General features: G+C 42.8%; 9 protein-coding genes and 1 pseudogene. 6 read left to right on the top strand and 4 right to left on the bottom strand.

All coding sequences use genetic code 11. The annotated features are described in order from the left end of the window. The first annotated feature begins 15 nt into the window (after nucleotides 1–15). From LC033_RS06700 to LC033_RS06690, 3 genes are read left to right on the top strand one after another with little or no spacing between them, the layout of a single operon-like run. Nucleotides 16–7260 carry a type I polyketide synthase gene (locus LC033_RS06700; protein ID WP_226567473.1) on the top strand — a complete coding sequence of 2415 codons (7245 nt, stop codon included), beginning with the start codon at nucleotides 16–18 and terminating at the stop codon, nucleotides 7258–7260. Beyond that, a complete protein-coding gene (locus LC033_RS06695; RefSeq protein ID WP_226567472.1) occupies nucleotides 7253–13663 on the top strand; it encodes a type I polyketide synthase in 6411 nt (2136 codons plus the stop codon). The genes LC033_RS06700 and LC033_RS06695 overlap by 8 nt, the downstream gene beginning before the upstream one ends. After that, the gene (locus LC033_RS06690; protein ID WP_226567471.1) at nucleotides 13656–14663 is read left to right on the top strand and encodes a phosphotransferase enzyme family protein; all 1008 of its coding nucleotides are present in this window, start codon (nucleotides 13656–13658) and stop codon (nucleotides 14661–14663) included. Before LC033_RS06695 ends, LC033_RS06690 begins: the two co-directional genes overlap by 8 nt. Nucleotides 14664–14704: 41 nt before the next feature. Here the strand turns inward: LC033_RS06690 and LC033_RS06685 are convergent, their stop codons facing one another. From LC033_RS06685 to LC033_RS06675, 3 genes are all read right to left on the bottom strand, one after another. Next, complete coding sequence (locus LC033_RS06685) at nucleotides 14705–16111, bottom strand: alkaline phosphatase (protein ID WP_226567470.1); 1407 nt, start codon at nucleotides 16109–16111, stop codon at nucleotides 14705–14707. Between the two features lie 112 nt (nucleotides 16112–16223). Beyond that, the gene (locus LC033_RS06680) at nucleotides 16224–16922 is read right to left on the bottom strand and encodes an MgtC/SapB family protein (protein ID WP_226567519.1); all 699 of its coding nucleotides are present in this window, start codon (nucleotides 16920–16922) and stop codon (nucleotides 16224–16226) included. Between the two features lie 161 nt (nucleotides 16923–17083). Continuing rightward, a complete protein-coding gene (locus LC033_RS06675; RefSeq protein WP_226567468.1) occupies nucleotides 17084–18565 on the bottom strand; it encodes a proline transporter OpuE in 1482 nt (493 codons plus the stop codon). A 403-nt stretch (nucleotides 18566–18968) separates the two neighbouring features. Here LC033_RS06675 and gatC point away from each other — a divergent pair, with 403 nt between their 5' ends. The 3 genes from gatC to gatB are packed head-to-tail and all read left to right on the top strand — an operon-like array spanning nucleotide 18969 to nucleotide 22175. Beyond that, nucleotides 18969–19259 (top strand): Asp-tRNA(Asn)/Glu-tRNA(Gln) amidotransferase subunit GatC, encoded by a 291-nt coding sequence (gatC, locus tag LC033_RS06670; protein ID WP_226567467.1) that lies wholly within the window; start codon nucleotides 18969–18971, stop codon nucleotides 19257–19259. A gap of 14 nt (nucleotides 19260–19273) precedes the next feature. Continuing rightward, nucleotides 19274–20731: an Asp-tRNA(Asn)/Glu-tRNA(Gln) amidotransferase subunit GatA gene (gene gatA / locus LC033_RS06665; protein WP_226567465.1), complete on the top strand. Its 1458-nt coding sequence runs from the start codon at nucleotides 19274–19276 to the stop codon at nucleotides 20729–20731. A 13-nt stretch (nucleotides 20732–20744) separates the two neighbouring features. Next, nucleotides 20745–22175: an Asp-tRNA(Asn)/Glu-tRNA(Gln) amidotransferase subunit GatB gene (gatB, locus tag LC033_RS06660; RefSeq protein WP_226567463.1), complete on the top strand. Its 1431-nt coding sequence runs from the start codon at nucleotides 20745–20747 to the stop codon at nucleotides 22173–22175. A 107-nt stretch (nucleotides 22176–22282) separates the two neighbouring features. On the opposite strand, the pseudogene LC033_RS06655 reads toward gatB, so the two are convergent. Further along, a pseudogene (locus LC033_RS06655) lies at nucleotides 22283–22555 on the bottom strand (integrase core domain-containing protein); the annotation flags it as partial.

Here is a 22555-nt window from a genome sequence, read left to right as displayed (position 1 = left end):
GGAGAAATGTAGCGTATGTCTGATCAAGAGCAATGGACTGAATCTGGACTTGAAATTGCAGTAGTAGGATTAGCAGGTACGTTTCCCGGAGCTCCGGATGTCCAAACGTTTTGGGAAAATGTATCGCAAGGGAAGGAATCCGTTACGTTTTTCACTGATGAGGAATTAAAGGCAGCGGGTGTGGGTGAGACGCTGCTAAAGCGTCCTGATTATGTGAAGGCAAAGCCATATTTACAAGATGCTGCATCATTTGATGCGGACTTCTTTGGCTATTCTCCGCGCGAGGCTTCAATGATGGATCCGCAAATTCGATTGATGCACGAATGTACATGGCATGCACTAGAAGATGCCGGCTATGAACCTGAACAATACGATGGGTTAATTGGTCTTTATGCTGGGGCATCTAGCAATCTATCATGGATGGGTCAGCATATGTCGTCACTTGGAAAGAACGAAGATGTGTTTCAAATCATGCATCTCAATGATCCGTCCTTTGCTTCTCGGGTTGCCTATAAATTAAATCTAAAGGGTCCAAGTGTATCAGTGCAAACGGCTTGCTCTACGTCACTTGTCGCCATCCATATGGCATGCCAAGGATTGATTGGAGGAGAATGTGATCTTGCGTTAGCTGGCGGTGTCACGCTTCATCAACCTCAGATCACGGGATATCAATACCAAGAAGGAATGATTTATTCTCCTGATGGTCATTGCCGTCCATTTGATGAGAAAGCAAAAGGGACGATTTTTGGAGAAGGTGCAGGGGTTGTTGCGCTAAAACGATTAAAGGATGCGATAGAAGACGGAGATTTTATTTATGCCGTCGTGAAAGGGTCTGCAACGAACAATGATGGGAGCAGTAAAGTCGGCTATACAGCTCCAAGTGTCAGTGGTCAGGCAAGTGTTATTGAATCTGCTTTAGAAATGGCCGAGACAGAACCAGAGACGATTTCTTATATTGAATCACATGGAACGGGTACGCCAGTAGGGGATCCGATAGAAATTGAAGCACTCACTCGCGCTTTTCAAACAGATCAACAAGGCTTTTGCCGGATTGGATCAGTCAAAGCCAATATCGGTCATTTAGATGCAGCAAGCGGCGTGGCTGGTTTTATCAAAACAGTCATGATGTTGCATCACCGTCAATTTACCCCGATGCCGCACTTTGACAAGCCGAATCACCGTATTCCATTTGATCAAAGCCCATTTTATGTTGGGACGGACAAAGAAGAGTGGAAGGCGTCTCATTTGCCAAGGAGAGCTGGAGTCAGCGCCTTTGGTATCGGTGGTGCAAATGCCCATGTCATCTTAGAAGAGGCGAAGCCAAGAAAAGCGCACAGCACGACACCTTCCAAGGAATTAATCGTGCTGTCAGCCAGATCAAAGCATGACTTGAAAAACATGACAAAGAACTTGAAGGAATATGTTTCCTCACATCATGAACTCTCAATTGGTCAAGCTGCTTACACCTTACAAAGGGGAAGAAGAGCGTTCCAATATCGTAAAACGTTTGTCTGTTCCACGCGTGATGAATTATTAGAACAACTGCATGATCTAAACGAGGAAACATTAGGTAGAGAAAGTGTTCTTTTCAAACGGATACGCATGAGGTCGTCTGGCTATGATGAGGCTGGTCTACAAAAATATATCAAGCTGTATGAGAAAGATTCTTCTTTCAAAAGAGAAGTGGATCGGTCAATAAGTCTCATCCAATCAGTGTTACCTATAGCCAAAGACCAGTTATTTCATACAAAACAACATATATCGGAAGGACAAGCAGAAGTAGCTATGCTGATCATGACATCGGCGTTTTCAAATCAACTGAAGGCATTCGGAATTGAGCCAGACGTATGGATTGGAGAAGGAAGTGGGGTTTGGACAGCATTATGTGTAGCAGGCGGTCTTGAGCTAACAGAAGCTGCATCCATTCTTTATCATCTCAATGAAACTCAAACGATGGATCAATGGCTGTCTACATTGCCTCAAAAAACGCTGCATCAGCCTGTTTACATTCAACAGACCGGAGAGGAACTGACCACTTTCCATCCATCGTCTGCAAGGCGTTATCTCGATATGGACAACACTGTAAACCTGTCTGCGATTGATCAGGAATCAGCTGCCTTGATCATCGACCTTTCAATGAAACAAGACATTATGGTTAAAAAGGGAGCAGAAAAAATAACCGAAACTCTTGATGGGGACATCCTTCAAATTGCAGGTGCTCTTTGGGAAATGGGGGTCGATCTAGCTTTTCCTTTAACAGAGGAGAAAAATAGGCAGCGTATTCCGCTCCCAGGGTATCCATTTCATAAAAAAGACTTCTCTGCACAAACAAAGCCTATGGCATCTATTGAACCGCAAAAGTCGCAGGAGGAAAAGCGTCTATTTTCATCGCTTGCTTCTTTACAAAAAGACATTCACGACATTGTTCAAACTCATTTTGGATTCGATCAAATGGACGATGAATCGCCATTTTTTGAATTTGGTGCGACATCTCTCGATATATCCCAGCTTGCAGCGAAAATATCTGAGCGAATCGATCAACAAATCGACACTGTTCAATTATACCGTTTTGCCACGGTAGCAAGCCTCTCTGAATACTTGTTTGAAGAGCAGACAGAACGTGAAGAAACACCTGCTTTACTCCCAGCAAAAATGACAACACAAGAACATGCAGATATTGCCATTGTCGGAATGGCAGGAAGGTTCCCAGGGGCTTCGTCGCTAGAAGACTTTTGGCAGCGTCTTGTGAATGGCGAGGAAATGATTCATTTTTTCACAGAAGAAGAGCTCAAGAAAGCGGGGCTGGATGCGGCTGTTTTTCAGCATCCAAATTTTATCGGAGCAAAAGGTCGTTTACAAGACATCGAAGGCTTTGATGCAGACTTCTTCAACTACTCTGCTAGAGAGGCAGAGCTGATGGATCCGCAGTTCAGACTCTTGCATGAATGTGCTTGGGAAGCGCTCGAGGATGCAGGCTGTGACCCTGACAGAATGGCTGGGAAAATTGGGGTTTATACAGGAACAAGTCCAAATCATGAGTGGCTGACGCGTTTTGCACACCAGATGGATGAAACAGAGCAATTCAGCGCCATGCTGTTAAATGATCGTGAGTTCTTTAGTACGCAGCTTTCTTATAAATTGAATTTACACGGGCCGAGTGTGACGATGCAGACAGCTTGTTCGACCTCACTCGTCAATATTGGCATGGGATGTCAGGCGTTATTGAATCAAGAATGTGATGCAGCGCTGGCAGGCGGTGTGACGGTCAGCTCGCCAGAAAATATCGGCTACATCTATCAAGATGGAATGATTCAATCAAAAGATGGCCATTGCCGTCCCTTTGACCAACAGGCGAGCGGAACCATTTTCGGAGATGGCGCGGGGATTGTTCTGTTAAAACGTTACGAAGATGCAATAAGAGACGGCAACCCGATTCATGCTGTTATCAAAGGGATTGGCGTGAACAATGATGGCAACCGAAAAGCTGGTTTTACCGCACCGAGTGTGGAAGGACAGGCAGAGGTTTTAAAAGAAACCTATGAAAAGTCAGGCATAGACCCCGCTTCCATTGGTTATTTAGAAGCGCATGGTACGGGGACAAAAATGGGAGATCCAATCGAGGTATCTGCCCTCAGTCAAGTGTTCAAAGGAATAGAGCCGCTGAGCATTCCAATCGGCTCTGTCAAAAGCAATGTCGGACACTTAAATAGTGCAGCAGGGATCGCAGGTCTGTTTAAAGTCATTTTGTCCATGCAACATAAAACGATTCCACCGACCATTCATTATGAGTCGCCAAATGAAGATATTCCTTTCAAAGATACACCGTTTTATGTGAATCAAAAGGCACTGTATTGGAAGGAAACAGATAAGCCGAGAAGAGCGGGCATCAGTTCTTTCGGTATCGGCGGGACGAATGCTCATATGATCATAGAAGAAGGAATAAAGGCTAAGAAAAAACCAGCTTCTCATCAAAAGCAACTGCTCGTCTTATCTGCAAAAACCGATACCGCTTTAGCGGCAATGACAGATCAATTAAAGCAGTATATGTTGGAACATCCTCAAGTTCCGCTCGAAGATATCGCTTATACATTGCGCTATGGCAGAAAGCAATTTTCGTACCGCAAAGCAATCGTGCTCTCGTCTGCTGATGATTGGAGGCAACAAAAACAAATCGAAACCAGTGTGTTCCGAAGCAAAAAATGGCGTAAAGCTACATTTATGTTTTCTGGTCAAGGTGCTCAATATGCTGGCATGATGCGTGGTTTATACGAAGCAGAACCAGTATTCAAATGGGAAGTAGATAGATGTTTTAAATATGTACTGGAAACAGAGCAAGTTGATTTAAAGGCAGTTGTTTTTGCAGAGGATCATGAAACAAACCAGGACATCACAAAAACGTCAAATGCTCAGCCGCTTCTCTTTATTTTTGAATATGCATTAGCAAAAATGCTACAGCATAGTGGTGTTGAGCCGGAATCTATGATTGGACACAGTATTGGTGAATACGTTGCAGCTTGTTTGTCAGGTGTCTTCTCGTTGGAATCTGCTTTAACACTCGTTATGGCAAGAGGCAGATTGATGCAAGGGATGGAAAAAGGCGCAATGCTTAGTGTGCAGCTATCGGAAACAGAGCTTACTTTGATGATGGATAAATCGCTTTCTATTGCTGCTATCAATGCGAAAGACCTTTGTGTCGTGTCTGGTAAGGAAGAGCATGTGACCGCTTTTGAAAAGAAGTTACAAGACAAAGGGATTGTCACGAGGCAGCTGCATACTTCCCATGCCTTTCATTCATATATGATGGAGCCGATGCTTGAGGAGTTTCATCAATTCGTAGAGCAAGTGGAATTTCATGAGCCGTCGATTCCGTTCATCTCAAATGTGACAGGCACATGGGCGAAAAGCGAAGAGGTGACGACAGCGTCTTATTGGACGAATCACCTTCGCGGAACTGTTCGGTTTCACGATGGCTTATCTCAGCTATTAACCGATGAAGTACTAGCACTCATTGAGGTAGGACCTGGGAACAGCTTGACGGCATTAGCGAAGCGTCATGAAAACAAAGAACATCATCATGATGTGCTGAATATGGTGAGGCATGCACAAGAACAAGCAGATGATCATGCGTATTTCTTAAAGCGAATAGGAGAGTTATGGGCAGGCGGCTACGAGGTCAAGGCGCAGCAATATCCAACACAAGAGGATCATCAGCTTGTATCGTTACCAACCTATCCATTCCAACGCAAACGATATTGGACTGAAGCAGGAAAGCCAGCTTCTCCGCAGCTATCAGTCCCTAAGGAAACAAAGAAGAAAGAGATGGGGGAATGGTTCTATCTTCCTTCGTGGGAGCAGCAGCCGCTAAAACCAGTTTTCGAAAAAGAAACAGAAGAACAAACATGGCTCATTTTTCGGGAAAAGGATGCCTTTCATGAACTGTTTACACAATCATTCATCCAACACGATATTAAGGTCATTTCTGTCACAAAGGGTGAAGCTTATCAAGAGCTAGATCAGTCGTTTACGATCAATCCGGCAGAAGGCCAGCACTACCGTAACATGCTAGATTCATTGTCTAATAGAGGTGTCAATATCCATCGGATTCTGCATTTATGGGAAGCTGCGAAAGAAGATGACAACTCGAATCGACAAGCCGCTTTTCAGGCGCACATTGAAAAAGGCTATTACAGTTTAATTTTCTTATCTCAAGCGATTGCTGCCCAAAAAAATATTCGAGAATGTCGTCTGTTTACTGTCACTAGCGGAATTCAGCCAGTCACAGGACATGAGACGATTTGTGCAGAGAAAAGTGCAATGCTTGGACCGTGTAAAGTCATTTCACAGGAATACCACCATATCAAATGCTGGAATATTGATGTGGAGGACGTGCCAGACGTGATGTCTTGGAAGGAACAAGCACTTGTCGATCTGATTGTTCAGGAAATCATGCAGCCTGGAAAGGACCAGCTTGTGGCGTATCGCAATCGTCAACGCTGGGTACAGAGCTACAAACATTTGCCGCTGCAAAAAGAGGATGGGCTTCCAAACATGATCAGGCCAAATGGTGTGTATCTGATTACAGGCGGTTTAGGAGGCATCGGTTTTGTCCTATCAAAGATGCTGGCGAAAGAAGGAAACGTCCATCTTTATTTAACAGGAAGAACAGCATTACCGCCAAGAGACGAATGGGCGTCCTATACTCATCAAGAGAATGCGGATGAAGGGATGCGTACGAGAATTGAGAAAGTACTTGAGCTCGAACGATTAGGTGCAACAGTTGAGGCGATGCAGGCGAATGCAGGAGATCTTGATGATATGAAGCATGTGTTTAGTGCCATTCGTAATAAGCACGGCGGCGTTCATGGTGTGTTCCATGCGGCAGGGTTGCCTGGCAGTACATCCTTCCGGGCGATCAAAGATATACCTTCTACACTCGCACAGGGAGAGGATCAATTTCAATCAAAGGTGAGAGGGCTTGATGTGTTAGAGCAGCTATTAGATCAAGAGCAAGCGGATTTTTGTCTGCTCTTTTCATCCATTAGTGCATTACTTGGTGGCTTAGGATTCTCTGCTTACTCAGCGGCTAACTTATATATGGATGCATTTGCAGCTAGACTCAATCAAAATAGTCAAACCCCATGGGTGTGTGTGAACTGGGATGCGTGGAATTTCTGGGGTGAGTTGGAATCGACAATTGGTGAATCAATTAATGAGCTTGCTATTTTACCAGAAGAGGGTGCCGAGCTGTTTCAATATGTTCTTTCTAATCGACAAAATCGACACATGCTCGTGTCAACAGGAAGTCTTAATGAACGGATAGATCAATGGCTGTCACTAGAGTCGAAGGCTGCAACGAGTGAGGATTCATATGAGGTGTCTAAGCACGAAAGGCCAGAGTTGAGCAATCCGTATGTGGCCCCTAGAAATGAAACTGAAAAAGCGATCTGTCAAGTATGGCAAGACTTTATGGGCATGGAACAAGTGGGGATTCACGACAACTTCTTTGATCTCGGCGCAAGCTCGCTTGATATTGTTCAAGTCACCAACCGGTTAAATCAAGCACTTCAAACGAATGAAGCGGTTGTTACGTTGTTTACGTACCCTTCTGTCGCAGAGCTAGCGAAATATATCCAACCTTCTGATGAATCGAAGGAAGAATCGATGGAAGAAGAACTAGCCGTCGTCACATCAGGTGATCGAAGAGCTCGTTTTAAACAGCAACGAAATAAAAGATTGAGAGGCGGAATCGAGAATGAATGATACAACAAATCACTATCATGGCGCAGAAATTGCTGTTATCGGTCTTGCAGGTCGTTTTCCAGGTGCCAAAAACGTAGATGAATACTGGGAGAATCTGAAAAAAGGGAAGGAAACGATCTCCTTTTTTACAGAGGAGGAATTACGGGGTGAAGGTACAGATGAAGCCTTATTAAAAAACCCTCGCTTTGTCAAAGCAAAAGGGATGCTTGATGATGTCGATTTGTTTGATGCAGATTTCTTTGACTATACACCAAAAGAAGCAGCCATGATGGACCCGCAGTTCAGACTGTTTCATGAATGTGTTTGGACGGCGCTTGAGGATGCTGGGTACGACCCATTTGAATACAAAGGTCAAATTGGTCTTTATACAGGTGCAGGAATCAATACAGAATGGGTCATGAGAGCACTTCAAGGTGCTGTGCAGGGCGAGGACTCGAAAACACTAGAAACCGCTGTTCTGAATATGCGTGACTATTTGGCCACGATGATCTCATATAAACTAAATCTGAAGGGGCCGAGTATGGTGGTGCAGACCGCCTGCTCGACCTCTATGGTATCGATTCACTTGGCAGTTCAGGCTTTACTAAGCGGAGACTGTCATATGGCTGTTGCAGGCGGCGTTTCCATTCGTCTGCCACAAAAATCGGGTTATCTCTATCAAGAAGGCATGATCCATTCATCTGATGGACATTGCCGCGTATTTGATAACAAAGCTGATGGAACCGTCTTTGGTGATGGTGCAGGAGCTGTCATTTTAAAAAACTTAGAGGATGCCATTAAAGACGGCGACCATATTTATGCTGTAATTAAAGGATCCTCCATTAATAATGACGGAAATAGAAAAGTAGGGTATACGGCTCCAAGTACCAAAGGCCAAGTATCAGCTATTAAGACGGCTCTTAGAATGGCCGAGGTGGATCCTGAAACCATTTCTTACATTGAAGCACATGGGACCGGTACAACACTTGGAGACCCCATTGAAATTGAAGCACTAAAGCAAGCGTTTGATACGGATAAAAAAGGGTTTTGCCGCATTGGCTCAGTGAAATCAAATGTCGGTCATTTGAATGATGCTTCAGGTGTTGCCGGCTTTATTAAAACAGTCTTAAGCTTAAAGCATCAAGTGATTCCTCCGACGATTCATTTTGAAACACCGAATGAAAAAATTGAATTTGCAAATTCACCTTTCGTTGTCAACACAGACTTGACGCCATGGGGTGAGCAAGCAACTCCTCGCCGAGCGGGTGTAAGCTCATTTGGGATTGGTGGAACAAACGCGCATGTCATTTTAGAAGAAGCACCGAATACACGTGTAGCAGCAGATGATACAGGTGATAGTGAACTTCTTTTATTATCTGCAAAAACACCAGAAGCACTTGAGAAAATGACGGATCATCTTGCAGACTATTTACTTGAGCATCAGCAGCATGTCCGTTTAGCAGATGTCGCTTATACGCTTCAAACAGGACGCCATCATTTTCCGCATAAACGTGTCATTCTCGGAAGTGACACAGCTGACATGTTACAGGCGCTGAATCAAAGGTCAAAAGAGGTGGTCAAGACAGCCAGTTCTCAAACATTGAGCCGGCCTGTCGTCTTTCTTTTCCCAGGCCAAGGATCTCAGTATGTGGACATGGGGCGTCAGCTTTATGACAAGTACCCAGTCTTTAAGGAAGCGTTGGATCAATGTTTTGACCAATTCAATCAGCATGTCTCAATTGACCCATTCAGCATTTTATTTTCAACAGAAGCAAGTCATGACCGTCAGCTAATCAACCAAACAGAATATACGCAGCCTCTGCTGTTTAGCGTTGAATATGCTTTAGCTAAATTATTGATTCATTTTGGGATTAAACCGCAGGCGATGATCGGTCATAGTATCGGAGAATACACAGCAGCTGCCGTGTCAGGTTTACTATCTGTAGAAGATGCCATAGATCTTGTGTCTTATCGTGGACAACTCATTAGTCAGCTTCCGAAAGGCTCTATGCTAAGTGTTCCTTTGAGTGAACAGAAAGTGTTGCCATATTTAACAGAAGAACTTTCACTCGCAGCAGTAAATGGTCCTGAGTTATGTGTCGTTTCAGGTGAGACGCCAGCTATTGACGCACTAGCTGAAAAGCTAGAGGCTGCTGGACATGGGTGTAGAAAGCTTCACACCTCTCATGCCTTTCATTCCAAAATGATGGATGACATACTTCCATCATTCAAAGAGAAATTAGCTGAGTATCAATTGAATTCACCGTCTATCCCATACATTTCTAACGTCACAGGTACGTGGGTCGAAAAGGAAGCGGTGAAAGACCCGGCATACTGGGCTGATCACTTGCGGCAAGCGGTTCGTTTCCGTGATGGAGCAGAGACATTACTAACTGAGCTTGATCCGATTTTGATTGAAGTAGGACCAGGAAATACGTTAAGTGCCTTTATTCGTCAAGCCGCTAAGGAACACACTCAGCAGCCAATTCCATTGATGCGTCATCCGAAAGAAGAGGCAGCAGACGATCGCTATCTTTTGAGCAGACTGGGTGACATTTGGCTACAAGGAGTACCGATTGACTGGACAAAGTTAAGACAACACAAATCAAACCAAAAAGTATCCCTGCCAACCTATCCGTTTGAACGACAAAGATATTGGATCGACAAGGTAGATACATCAGCACTATCCCCGTCCTCAGGTGTTCAAATGGTTGTGCCGAAAGAAAACAAGGGAGAAGAAATAGAAGAAAGCAATCAAGGACAAACCATTGCCACAAGCGACATTGAAGCAACACTAAAGCGTATGTGGAAAGACATTTTAGGATTAGAAAAGGTGGAAAGGGACGATCATTTCTTTGAACTTGGTGGACATTCGTTAAATGCGACCAGTCTCATTTCTCAAATTCACAAGGAATTTGGTGTGGAGCTAACGCTCACAGACATGTTCAACAATCCGACGATTGAAAAGCTTCAAGTATTCATTGAAAGGGCAGAGAAGCATCAGTATTTCAAAATCGAACCGGTGAAGCGGAAAGACACGTACCCATTATCTGCAGCTCAAAGACGAACGTTTCTTATTCATCAGCGTATTGGTCAAGTCACCTCATACAACATGCCAATGGCGCTTAGATGTAAAGGAGACATCGATGTTGAGCGCTTTGAACAGACCTTCAGGCAATTAATTGATCGCCATGAAACTTTGCGGACGACATTTGAATTAAAAGATGGGGAACCTGTTCAGCGGGTGCACGATGATTTCCAGTTTGCCGTTGAAATGACAGAGGCTAAGGAAGAGGAATTAGAAGCACAAATCGATGAATTCATTCGACCATTTGACTTAAAGGCTGCACCATTGATCCGTGTGCGGTTTGTCAAGATCGGAACAGTTGATCATCTTTTATTAGTCGATATGCACAATATTGTCGCTGATGGTGCGAGCATGAACATTTTTATTAAAGAATTTACTGAGCTTTATCGCGGAGAAACCTTGCCAGAACTTACTGTTCAATATAAGGATTATGCAGAATGGCAGGAAAAGTATTTCCGCAGCGAGATGTTTCAAAAGCAGCAGGATTATTGGAAGGAGCAAATTGGTTCAAACGTTCCGACCTTGACGATGCCATATGATTTTGAACGGAAGGAACAATCCTTCTTAGGAAGAGCGATTAAGTTTAACATTGAGCCGCACATCGTGGAAAAAATTGAACAGCTAGCTGAACGATATCAGCTGACGAACAACGTCATCTTATTCCAGTTATATGGTCTGCTGCTCTCACGCTATGCCAATCAGGAGGAACTGATTGTCGGTTCACTTGTTGCTGGCAGACGTCACGCAGATATTGAACATACAATTGGTATGTTTACGAACTTCCTGCCAATTAAACTAGAAATGGAACAAGATGCATCCTTTACAGAGCAATTGGCTCAAACAAAACAAGTACTGCTTGATGCATATGATCATCAAGAATACCCATTTGACCAAATGGTCGAACACCTGAATCCAAAAACAAGACCGCACCGCAACCCATTCTTTGATACGATGCTCATTTATCATAATGAGTACGATCCGAATATTAAAATTGAAGCCGATGGACTGACCTTTGAAACGCATGAGTTTGCAAAGGGAATTTCCAAGCTTGATATGAAAATGGATGTTGTCAGAGAGGTAACAGGCGAGTTAAAGTGCGTTCTTCAATACAATCTTGCTTTGTTTGAACATGAGACGATGCAGGCTTTCGTGACGCATTTCCAGCGCTTGGTCGAACAGGCTGTTCAAGCCCCAGATCAATTGCTCAAGGATTTCGACGTGCTTTCAGAGGAAGAAGAAAGAGTAGCGCAAGAGAAAAGAGAACGGGCAGAGAAAAAAGCACCACTTGTGCTGGCAGTCAGCTCAACGTTTACAGCAGATCCGGTCGCTCCATACATTCAGTATTGGGCGAAACAGTTTGATGTGCAGCTCGATGTTCAGTTTGCACCGTATGGACAGGTTTATCAAGAATTATTAAATGAAAAGAGCCTCATCTCTCAGAAGAAAAATGGAGCCAATCTTCTACTCGTTCGTTTGGAGGATATTACTGGTCCAGCTCATGTATCACTTGAAGAAAAGAAAAAGCTCGCCTCAGAACATGCTGAAGAACTCGCAAACGTTCTCAAATTAAAAACGAACCATAACCTATATTTTGTTGGCATTTTGCCATTGAGTCCTGCTTTTAAAGACACCCTTCAAGACGTGGAACAAGAGTGGATCGCCCAGCTATCTGATATTGACAATGTTCAGCTAATCGATTGCCGTCTTCTTGGACAGCAATATCAGATTGAAGAGATTTTTGATGAAAAAGGAGAGCAAGCCGCTCATCTCCCATTCACGGAGGCCTTTTGTGGAGCAATTGGCACAAAAGTAGCGAGAGAGATTGTCGCATGGCGAGGTGTACCATTTAAAGTGGCTGCTATTGACTGCGATCATACACTTTGGAAAGGCGTCGTTTCAGAAGACGGTGTGGAAGGCATCGACATTACGCCAGAACACCAAACGCTCCAACGCTTCTTAAAACAAAAGCAACAAGAAGGATTGCTGCTTGTCTTAAGCAGCAGGAACAATGAAGAAGATGTGTGGCGTGTATTTGAAAACCATCCTGATATGATCTTGCAAAAAGAAGATATTGTCGACTGGCGGATCAATTGGGAAAGTAAACCTATCCAACTAAAAGAAATGGCAGATTCACTGAATCTTTCGTTATCTCAGTTTATTTTCTTAGATGATGACCCGGCCCAGTGCCTGCGTATGAATGAAGAGTTACCTGAAGTGATGACGCTGCTGTTACCTGCCAATGAAAAAGCGATTCCGTTATTTGTCGAGCATGCTTGGGCATTTGACCGTTATGAAGTCACCGATGAAGATAGAGGGCGAACAACGAGCTACAAGGCTGAAAAAGCTCGTCAAAAAGAGCAAGCAGAGTCGCCATCAATGGAGCAATTTTTGCAAAATTTGAATTTGAATATGAGCGTAACAGAATGGAAAGAGCAGCACCTTGCCCGCGTGGCCCAAATGAGCAGTCGCATTAACCAGTTCCGTTTAAACGATCAGCGTTTTGATGAACAGCATCTGAGAGAGCAGATGGAGAACGAGCATGTTCAGGGCTGGATCATTGAGGCAGCGGATCGCTTCAGTCACGAAGGAGTTGTAGGAGCCATCTTGGCGCATCGAACAAATGAAATCTTGAAAATTGATGCATGGATGCTGAGCTGCCGTGCGCTAGGGAAAGGGATTGAGCAAAAATGTCTGACATGGCTCGCTGAATATAGCCGTCAGCACCAACTTTCCACCATTGAATTTTCGTTTGTACCTACTGGACGTAATCAGCTGTTCAAGACATTTATGGAAGAACATCAGATGCAGAAGATGGAGTGGCAGCAAACATATCGAATACAAGTGAAGGATATCGATTCATATAGTGATCACATTCAGATCGTCACTCATTTGTCACCCCTTCAGCACTCAACTGGAGAAATAGATGATCACAAGACGGAGGCAGCAAGTGATCTTGTTTCTCAGACTTATACATGGGAAACTATTCAAACAGATCAAACGAAGCACAGATGCTATGTGCAAGCTCTTAAGGTGCATGATGAAGAAGGTCTTCGGTCATTATTAAAAATGGATCACACGCAATATGATGGACTTTACGCGCAGCCAACCAATGAACGTGAGGCATTACTCATGAACATTTGGTGTGACATTCTTCATGTGAAAAAAGTAGGAATTGACAACGACTTTTTCGATTTAGGAGGAAATTCTTTACTTGCTGTCAAAATGGAAGTAGAGATTGAAAAGAAGGGTTGGTATGTTGATGATTTGAATTTTGCTGAAAAACACACCATTCGCGAATTGGCAAAATATATAAAGAGGGAGAATCAGCATGCATAAAGATGTAAAAGCCATATATGAAGAATCAAACATTTTAGATGAGGCGACTCATTTATATGGAGTCCAGCGAAGTGACATCCATTTTATCGCAGATGCAGAAAACTATGTGTATGAAATGAAAAAAGGCGAAGAGTCTTTCATTTTAAAAATTACCCATACCATCCGCAGATCACCTGATTATATTTTAGGTGAAATGGAATGGCTGCATCACTTAGCGAAGGGTGGTCTTTCAGTTGCGAAACCCATTGCTTCATTAAATGGTCGAGATATCGAGCAAGTAGACGATGGTCGAGGCGGTGCATTTTTACTTCGAGTATATGAAAAAGCACCAGGCCGAAAAGTCGAAGAGGCAGACTGGAACGATGAATTATTTTATGCTCTTGGACAATATACAGGGCTCATGCACAAACTGACAAAAAGCTACCAGTTGTCAGACGCACGTTATAAAAGACAAGAGTGGGATGAAGAGGAGCAGCTTAAGCTACGAAAATATGTACCCGCAGATCAGACACTTGTGTTCGAGCAAGCGGATCGGTTAATGGAAAAGCTAGCAAAGCTTCCGAAAAATAAAGATACGTATGGATTGGTTCATGCGGACCTGCATCACGGAAATTTTCACTGGGATCAAGGGGAAATCACGACCTTTGATTTCGATGATATTGGGTACAACTGGTTTATCAACGACATCAGCATTTTGCTATACAATGTCTTGTGGTACCCAGTGATTCCGTACGAGGACAAAGCTGCTTTTGCAGGGAACTTTATGAAGCATTTCCTTAAAGGCTATCGGAAAGAGAATGAGCTGTTGGATGAATGGCTCGCATACATTCCTGATTTCCTTCGCTTGCGCCACATGCTCATTTATGGGTTGCTGCATCAAGCATTTGATTTGGCCACAATCGGAGTAGAAGAGAAGGCCATGCTTGCTGGCATCCGTTCTGATATTGAGCAAGCGACTCCTATTACGACGTTTGACTTTACAAAGCTAAGTCAATCTTAAAACAAAAATCCCCGCCTAATTGATGAGGCGGGGATACTTATTTATGGGCGATAAGTGGAGGATGATTCAATAATTTGAAACAAGTTTTTTCCTTGCTTGGTATTATCAATCCAGCCTTGAAATGCTGCTTTTCCTGGACCATATGCATAGACAGGGACATCCTCTCCTGTATGGGCAAATGTTGTCCAACCTGAGAAAGAACGCTGATCAAAGATACGTTGAATACTTAACTGGATCGTACTTGCATGCCCTGATTGTGCTGCTTTTTCTACCTGTGAAATTTCTTCTGTTGTCAGTGAGAAATCAATATTGGTGTGAAGTACTTCATTGACAGATTGGCCATCTGCAATTTTCTTTGCCATATACACAGGCGTTTTCTTTGCAGCTAGGATGGGTGCTGGATCCCATTTATAGCCGGTTTCACTTGTCATCCCGTCTGCGCCAAAGGAAAACCCGCCAGTCGAATGGTCTGCTGTGATGACCACGAGGGTTTCTTGGTCTTTTTTAGCGAATTGAAGAGCTGCTTGGACTGCTTTCTCAAAATCCTCCATCTCACTCATTGCACCGACAACATCATTTTCATGCCCAGCCGAATCAATCGTGCTGCCTTCGAGTAGCATAAAGAAGCCATGCTGGTTGTCTTGATTCAATTGAGTTAGTGCTGCCTGCGTCATGTCTTTTAAAGTAGGGACATGCTTTGGGCGGTCAATGGCTCGATCTAGCTCATCTTCTTGAAATAAGCCGAGCATTTGCTTTGATGATTGAGACTTAAAATCGTCTTTCGATCGAAGAATGGAATACCCGCTCTTCTTAAATTCTTGAACGAGATTACGGTCTTTGCGGTCAAAATATTGCATTCCGCCACCAAGAAGGATATCAACTTTGTGCTCTCCATTGATTTTCTCATCAAAAAAGTGGTCTGCAATTTGTTCTTTGTTTTTTCGGGAAACGTTATGTGTGCCAAAAGCAGCTGGTGTTGCATCGGTGATATCAGATGAGACAACAAAGGCAGTTTTCATTCGTGCTTCCTTTGCCGCTTCAACGACACTTCTAAGAGGTTCTTTTTCATGATTGACGGCGATGGCGTTATTGTATGTTTTTTTTCCAGTTGCCATGGCTGTGGCTGCGGCAGCAGAATCAGTAATATTATCTCGAGGGTCATCTGGGTGCGTCGTCTGCATCCCGACTAAATAAGGATCCCAGACGGTTTGTCCTTTTGCAGAAGAATGCTTTTCCTGTTTGAATGTACGGTAGGCTTTGATCATGGGCATCCCCATTCCATCGCCAACGATAAAGATAATGTTTTTTGGTGTCTTCGTTTGTTTTTTGTCTGCTGCATTCGTTGATGTGGGAGAGACATAATGTGAGGTGAGCATAACGGCTAGCATGAGAGCTGTCAGAATAATAGTAAAGAGAAGAATACGATTTTTACGATTCAAATAACCCATTAGAAATCCCCTTTTATTATTTTTTCATATTTTGTATTTTATTTGAATATAAGCCGTTGTTCAACCCCTAATCCCATAAAAAATGGTAATGAGACTTTTGTCTCATCACCATTTACACCGTATCACACTTCACGCCAACAACGCCTTCTAAATCTTTAATATCAAAATATACATCGGTTGTATAGCGATCTTTATGCACACGAACGCGTACTTCCATGATCGGATAGTCCTTTTCCTTTAAATCATCAATTCGAACAGAATGAATGCGGATATTAAGTGCTTTCATTTCTTTTAAAATGTTCGTCATCCGGTTTCGATCAGATAGAGACATTCTGATACGAATTTCTTTTTCCTGTAAGCGAATCGGCCCGATTCGTTGGAAGATCCATGGTAAAAATTCGACGCTGACAAGAATAAAGAAAAGACTGATGAAGGCTTCTTTATAAAAACCTGCACCTGTTGCAACCCCAAGTCCTGCTGCCCCCCAGATCATGGCGGAAGTCGTTAGACCTGAGATGACATCATTGCTTTTTCGAAGAATCACGCCTGCTCCAATAAAACCAACACCAGATATAATTTGCGCCGGTAACCTGAGTGGGTCCATTTGAAGCTTAGAGACTCGAGGGAAATTGTAGGCTGCATCAATGCTAATGATGGTTAATACGCAGGAGCTGACAGCAATGACAATACACGTTTTTAAGCCGAGGGGCTTTTTTTTAAGCTCGCGTTCAAGACCGATGATCAAACCAATTAAGGTTGCCACGGCTAATTTTAAGACAGTATCCCATTCAATTGTCCAAGACATGCGTATCGCTCCTTTCATTTCATTTACGTTTCACATCATGTATATGACCTTCTCACAGCCATATGGCTGCACAACTTCTATTTTATTCAGAAATGGGAGAAAGAAAAGCATTTTATTTAAAAATAAAGAGAGTCATCCGCTAAAGGGCAGATGACTCTTCACTTTTGTTATTTTGTTTCTTCTTCAAGGTGATCTTCCATTTTGGTAAATAGCTTCTTAGAAGCTTTAGACGGTTTATTGGTCAAGAGGCTGACAATGATCGCAGTCAAACCACTCAAAATAAATCCGGGAACCATTTCGTACAAGCCAGTTGTATTATTCAAGCCGGTTGAGATCCATGTTAAGACAACCACTGCTCCTACAACCATTCCTGCTAGTGCACCGTGATGGTTCATTCGCTTCCAGTATAGACATAGCAAGATGACTGGACCAAATGAAGATCCAAAACCTGCCCAAGCATAACCAACAAGATCAAGAATAGTATCACTTGGATTAAGAGAAAGACAAAGCGCGATAATGGCCACAACTAATACAGACATACGTCCGATCATCACCAGTTCTTTGTCTGACGCTTTTTTTCTAAAGAAAGTACGGTATAAATCCTCTGTCATCGCACTTGCTGTCACAAGCAGCTGTGAGGAAATTGAACTCATAATCGCAGCTAAAATGGCAGAGAGTAAAAATCCAGTAATATACGGATGGAATAACACTTTAGAAAGTACAATAAAGATGGTTTCAGGATCTGCCAAAGTAGTACTTGTTTGATGTACATAAGCGACTCCGACTAATCCGACAGAAAGTGAACCAATGACTGATACAATCATCCAGCTCATTCCGATACGACGCGCTGGTTTTAAATCTTTTACAGTCGTAATGGCCATAAATCGAACAATGATGTGCGGCTGTCCAAAGTAACCAAGCCCCCATGCTAAGAAAGAAATAATGCCAATGACGCTCGTTCCTCTGAATATATCAAGCAATTTTGGATCAATTTGTTGTATATCTTGGTACGTGGCAATTGGGCCACCTAACTGAGTAAAGGCAACGATAGGCACGAGCACTAAAGCTAAAAACATAATGACTCCTTGAACAAAATCAGTTAAACTAACTGCCAAAAAGCCGCCTAATAATGTGTATAAGATCACGATACTAGAAGTTAAAATCAAACCAAACATATAATCAGCGCCAAACGCTGATTCAAATAAACGCCCCCCTGATACCATACCTGATGAGGTATAGAGTGTAAAGAAAATCATAATAATGATAGCTGATACAGCTTTCAATAGAGTAGATGAATCTTTAAACCGTTTATCAAAAAAGTCTGGAATGGTGATCGCATCATCAGCAACCTCTGTATACGATCGCAAGCGAGGAGCTAAGAATAAATAATTTAAGTAAGCTCCACTAATCAAGCCAACAGCAAGCCATCCAGATGAAAGCCCCGTTGTATACATAGCGCCTGGAAGTCCCATAAGCATCCAGCCACTCATATCTGATGCGCCAGCAGATAGAGCTGTCACATAAGGACCTAGCCCGCGTCCGCCTAACATATAATCATTTAAGTTATTTGTTTTTCTAAATGAATACCAGCCAATAGAAAGCATTCCAATAAAATAAATAGATAAAGAAATTCCAATTTCAATACTCATGTTTCCATATCACCTTTTTCGTATTAATTTGACATCACCTCAATTAAAATTTACACAGTACATCAAAATGGTCTGTGCTTACTGCTATGGTTATTTAACCTACCAGAGAATACCCAGGTGATCAACCTTCTTAAACCCCGCCATCCGCAAAAAAATACGTGTATTGGCTATAAGAATCTATGTGTAAGCGTTTACAAAATATATAAAAGAAAAAATTTTCTGAAGAATAAGAATAACATATATAAATATTTTGGGCAATTGCTTATTTGAACGGTGAATGGATAATATCCCTTTTCTCAAGCCTTGGTAAAGTTGCTTTAGAACAGTAAAATTTGATATGATAAAGTGTATATGACTTATGATCATGACCATCAACACGCATTATTTTTGGAGGTGAACCTGCATGTCAAGAATTAAAATAGAAGAAGTAAAGCACGTTGCGCATCTAGCAAGGCTTGCGATTACAGAAGAAGAAGCTGAGATGTTTACAGAACAGCTTGATAGCATCATTTCATTTGCAGAGCAGTTAAACGAGGTAGATACGGAAAACGTTGAACCAACCACACACGTATTAAAAATGAAAAACGTCATGAGAGAAGATGTTCCGAATAAAGGTCTTTCCATTGAGGCAGTCATCAAAAACGCGCCTGATCATAAAGACGGCTATATTCGTGTGCCATCAATTTTGGACTAAAGGAGGCCCGAGACATGTCACTGTTTGATCACAAAATTTCTGAATTAAAAGAGCTTTTACATAAAAAGGAACTGTCTGTTTCTGATTTAGTGGACGAGTCTTATAAACGAATCAATGAAGTAGATGGGAAAGTACAAGCATTCCTTGCATTAGACGAAGAGAAAGCACGTACGTATGCAAAGGAATTGGACGAGGCAGTTGGTGGAAAGGGCGAGCTTGGCCTATTGTTCGGTATGCCGATCGGTGTCAAAGACAACATTGTGACGAAGGATTTACGTACAACAGCATCAAGTAAGATTTTACAAAACTTTGATCCAATTTATGATGCAACTGTTGTGAACCGTCTAAGAGAGGCGGAAGCTGTCACAATTGGAAAATTAAACATGGACGAATTTGCAATGGGATCATCTACGGAGAATTCTGGCTACAAAGCAACGAAAAACCCATGGAATTTGGACACAGTTCCAGGTGGATCAAGTGGTGGATCAGCAGCAGCTGTTGCAGCAGGTGAAGTACCATTTTCCCTTGGATCAGATACAGGCGGTTCCATTCGTCAGCCGGCATCTTTCTGTGGTGTTGTTGGTCTTAAACCGACATATGGCCGTGTATCCAGATACGGTTTAATTGCATTTGCTTCATCATTAGATCAAATTGGGCCTATTACGCGTAATGTAGAGGATAATGCATATATTCTTCAAGCGATTTCTGGCGTCGATCAAATGGACGCAACAAGTGCAAATGTGGATGTACCAAATTTTCTTTCTTCATTAACTGGCGATATCAAAGGTCTTAAAATTGCAGTGCCAAAAGAATATCTTGGCGAAGGTGTGGGCGTTGAAGCGAGAGAGTCTGTTCTTCAAGCGTTAAAAGTATTAGAAGGACTTGGTGCTACATGGGAAGAAGTGTCTCTTCCGCATTCTAAATATGCACTTGCGATATACTATTTGCTGTCTTCTTCAGAAGCATCTGCGAACCTTGCGCGCTTTGACGGCATCCGCTATGGCTACCGTACAGATCATGCAGACGATCTCATTGATTTATACAAAAATACACGTTCTGAAGGCTTCGGGAACGAAGTCAAGCGCCGCATCATGCTTGGCACCTTCGCTCTAAGCTCAGGATATTACGATGCGTATTATAAAAAAGCACAAAAAGTCCGTACATTGATCAAAAAAGACTTTGAAGATGTTTTCGAAAAGTATGATGTCATTGTAGGACCAACAACACCAACTCCTGCATTTCACATTGGTGAAAAGACAAGCGATCCTCTTACCATGTATGCAAACGACATTTTAACGATCCCTGTGAACCTTGCAGGTGTTCCAGGAATCAGTGTGCCTTGTGGATTTGCAAGCGGACTTCCGTTAGGACTGCAAATCATCGGCAAGCACTTTGACGAAGGAATAGTTTACCGTGTGGCTCATGCTTTCGAGCAAGCAACAGATTATCATAAAGCAAAACCTGAACTGTAAGGGGTGAATCAGAGTGAACTTTGAAACGGTAATAGGACTTGAAGTCCACGTAGAGCTAAAAACACAGTCAAAAATTTTCTCAAGCTCGCCGACACCTTTTGGTGCAGCTGCCAATACGCAAACAAGTGTCATCGATCTTGGTTATCCTGGCGTACTACCGGTTCTGAACAAAGAGGCGGTGAACTTTGCAATGAAAGCAGCTATGGCGCTGAACTGTGAGATCGCAACAGACACAAAATTTGACCGTAAAAACTATTTCTATCCTGATAACCCAAAGGCTTATCAAATTTCGCAATTTGATAAACCGATCGGGGAAAATGGTTGGATTGAGATTGAAGTAGACGGAAAAACAAAACGAATCGGTATCACACGTCTCCACCTGGAAGAGGATGCAGGAAAGCTGACGCACACCGATGACGGATACTCACTCGTTGATTTCAACCGCCAGGGCACACCGCTTGTTGAAATCGTATCTGAGCCAGACATTCGCACACCAGAAGAAGCGTACGCATACTTAGAAAAGCTAAAATCCATTATTCAATATACAGGCGTCTCCGACTGTAAAATGGAAGAAGGCTCACTTCGCTGTGATGCCAATATTTCTCTTCGTCCAATTGGTCAAGAGAAGTTTGGAACAAAAACAGAGCTCAAGAACTTGAACTCGTTCGCTTTTGTTCAAAAAGGACTTGAATTCGAAGAAAAACGCCAAGAGCAAGTACTGCTTTCTGGCGGTCTGATAGAGCAGGAAACACGCCGTTATGACGAAGCGTCTAAAAAGACGATTCTCATGCGTGTCAAAGAAGGCTCAGATGATTACCGCTACTTCCCAGAACCAGATTTGGTGGAGCTGTACATTGATGACGCATGGAAAAAACGTATAAGGGCGTCGATCCCAGAGCTTCCAGATGAGCGCCGCAAACGCTACATCGAAGAGCTTGGACTGCCTGCATATGATGCAATGGTTCTGACGCTGACAAAAGAAATGTCTGATTTCTTTGAAGCGACCATTTCAGAAGGTGCGGAAGCGAAGCAAGCATCGAACTGGCTGATGGGTGAAGTATCTGCATACCTAAACTCCGCTCAAAAAGAGCTGGAAGGAACAAAACTAACGCCGCAAGGACTTGCCGGCATGATCAAACTCATTGAAAAAGGAACGATATCCTCTAAAATTGCCAAAAAGGTATTTAAAGAGCTGATCGAAAATGGGGGAAATGCAGAAACAATCGTCAAAGAAAAAGGACTTGTCCAAATATCTGATGAAGGTGCGCTGCTCAAACTTGTCACAGAAGCACTTGATAACAACCCACAATCCATTGAAGACTTCAAAAATGGAAAAGACCGTGCGATTGGTTTCTTAATAGGTCAAATCATGAAAGCATCGAAGGGACAAGCAAACCCGCCGATGGTCAACAAGATTCTCCTAGAAGAAATCAAAAAACGCTAAATAAAAAAAACCGCCTCATCTGGGGACTGACCCCCGTTTTTGATACAGGGATCAAAACACCTTTATGAAACAGCCAGTTGTCGAAACTCTTTCGGTGACTGGTTGTTTCATTTTAATTGAATTCGGATATTATTATAATAATTAATATACTCCCTGACCGTTTTTTCTACAATGGCTGTTGTAGTGTTTGTCAGGTGGTGGAGATAGAATCCTTCTGATTTTAAACTGGAGTGGAAGGATTCGATGGGGGCATTATCATCGGGCATTCCCTTACGGGACATGCTCATGGTAATGCCTTTTTCTTTTATCTCCAATCGTATAAGCCACAACCTCACCAGTATATAAATCTTTTATGCTGGATAGATAAAGTGTTTTTTGAC

The sequence above is a fragment of the Bacillus stratosphericus genome (assembly GCF_020524495.1).
Lineage (GTDB): Bacteria > Bacillota > Bacilli > Bacillales > Bacillaceae > Bacillus > Bacillus stratosphericus_B.
This window is presented reverse-complemented; position numbering and strand designations above follow the sequence as displayed.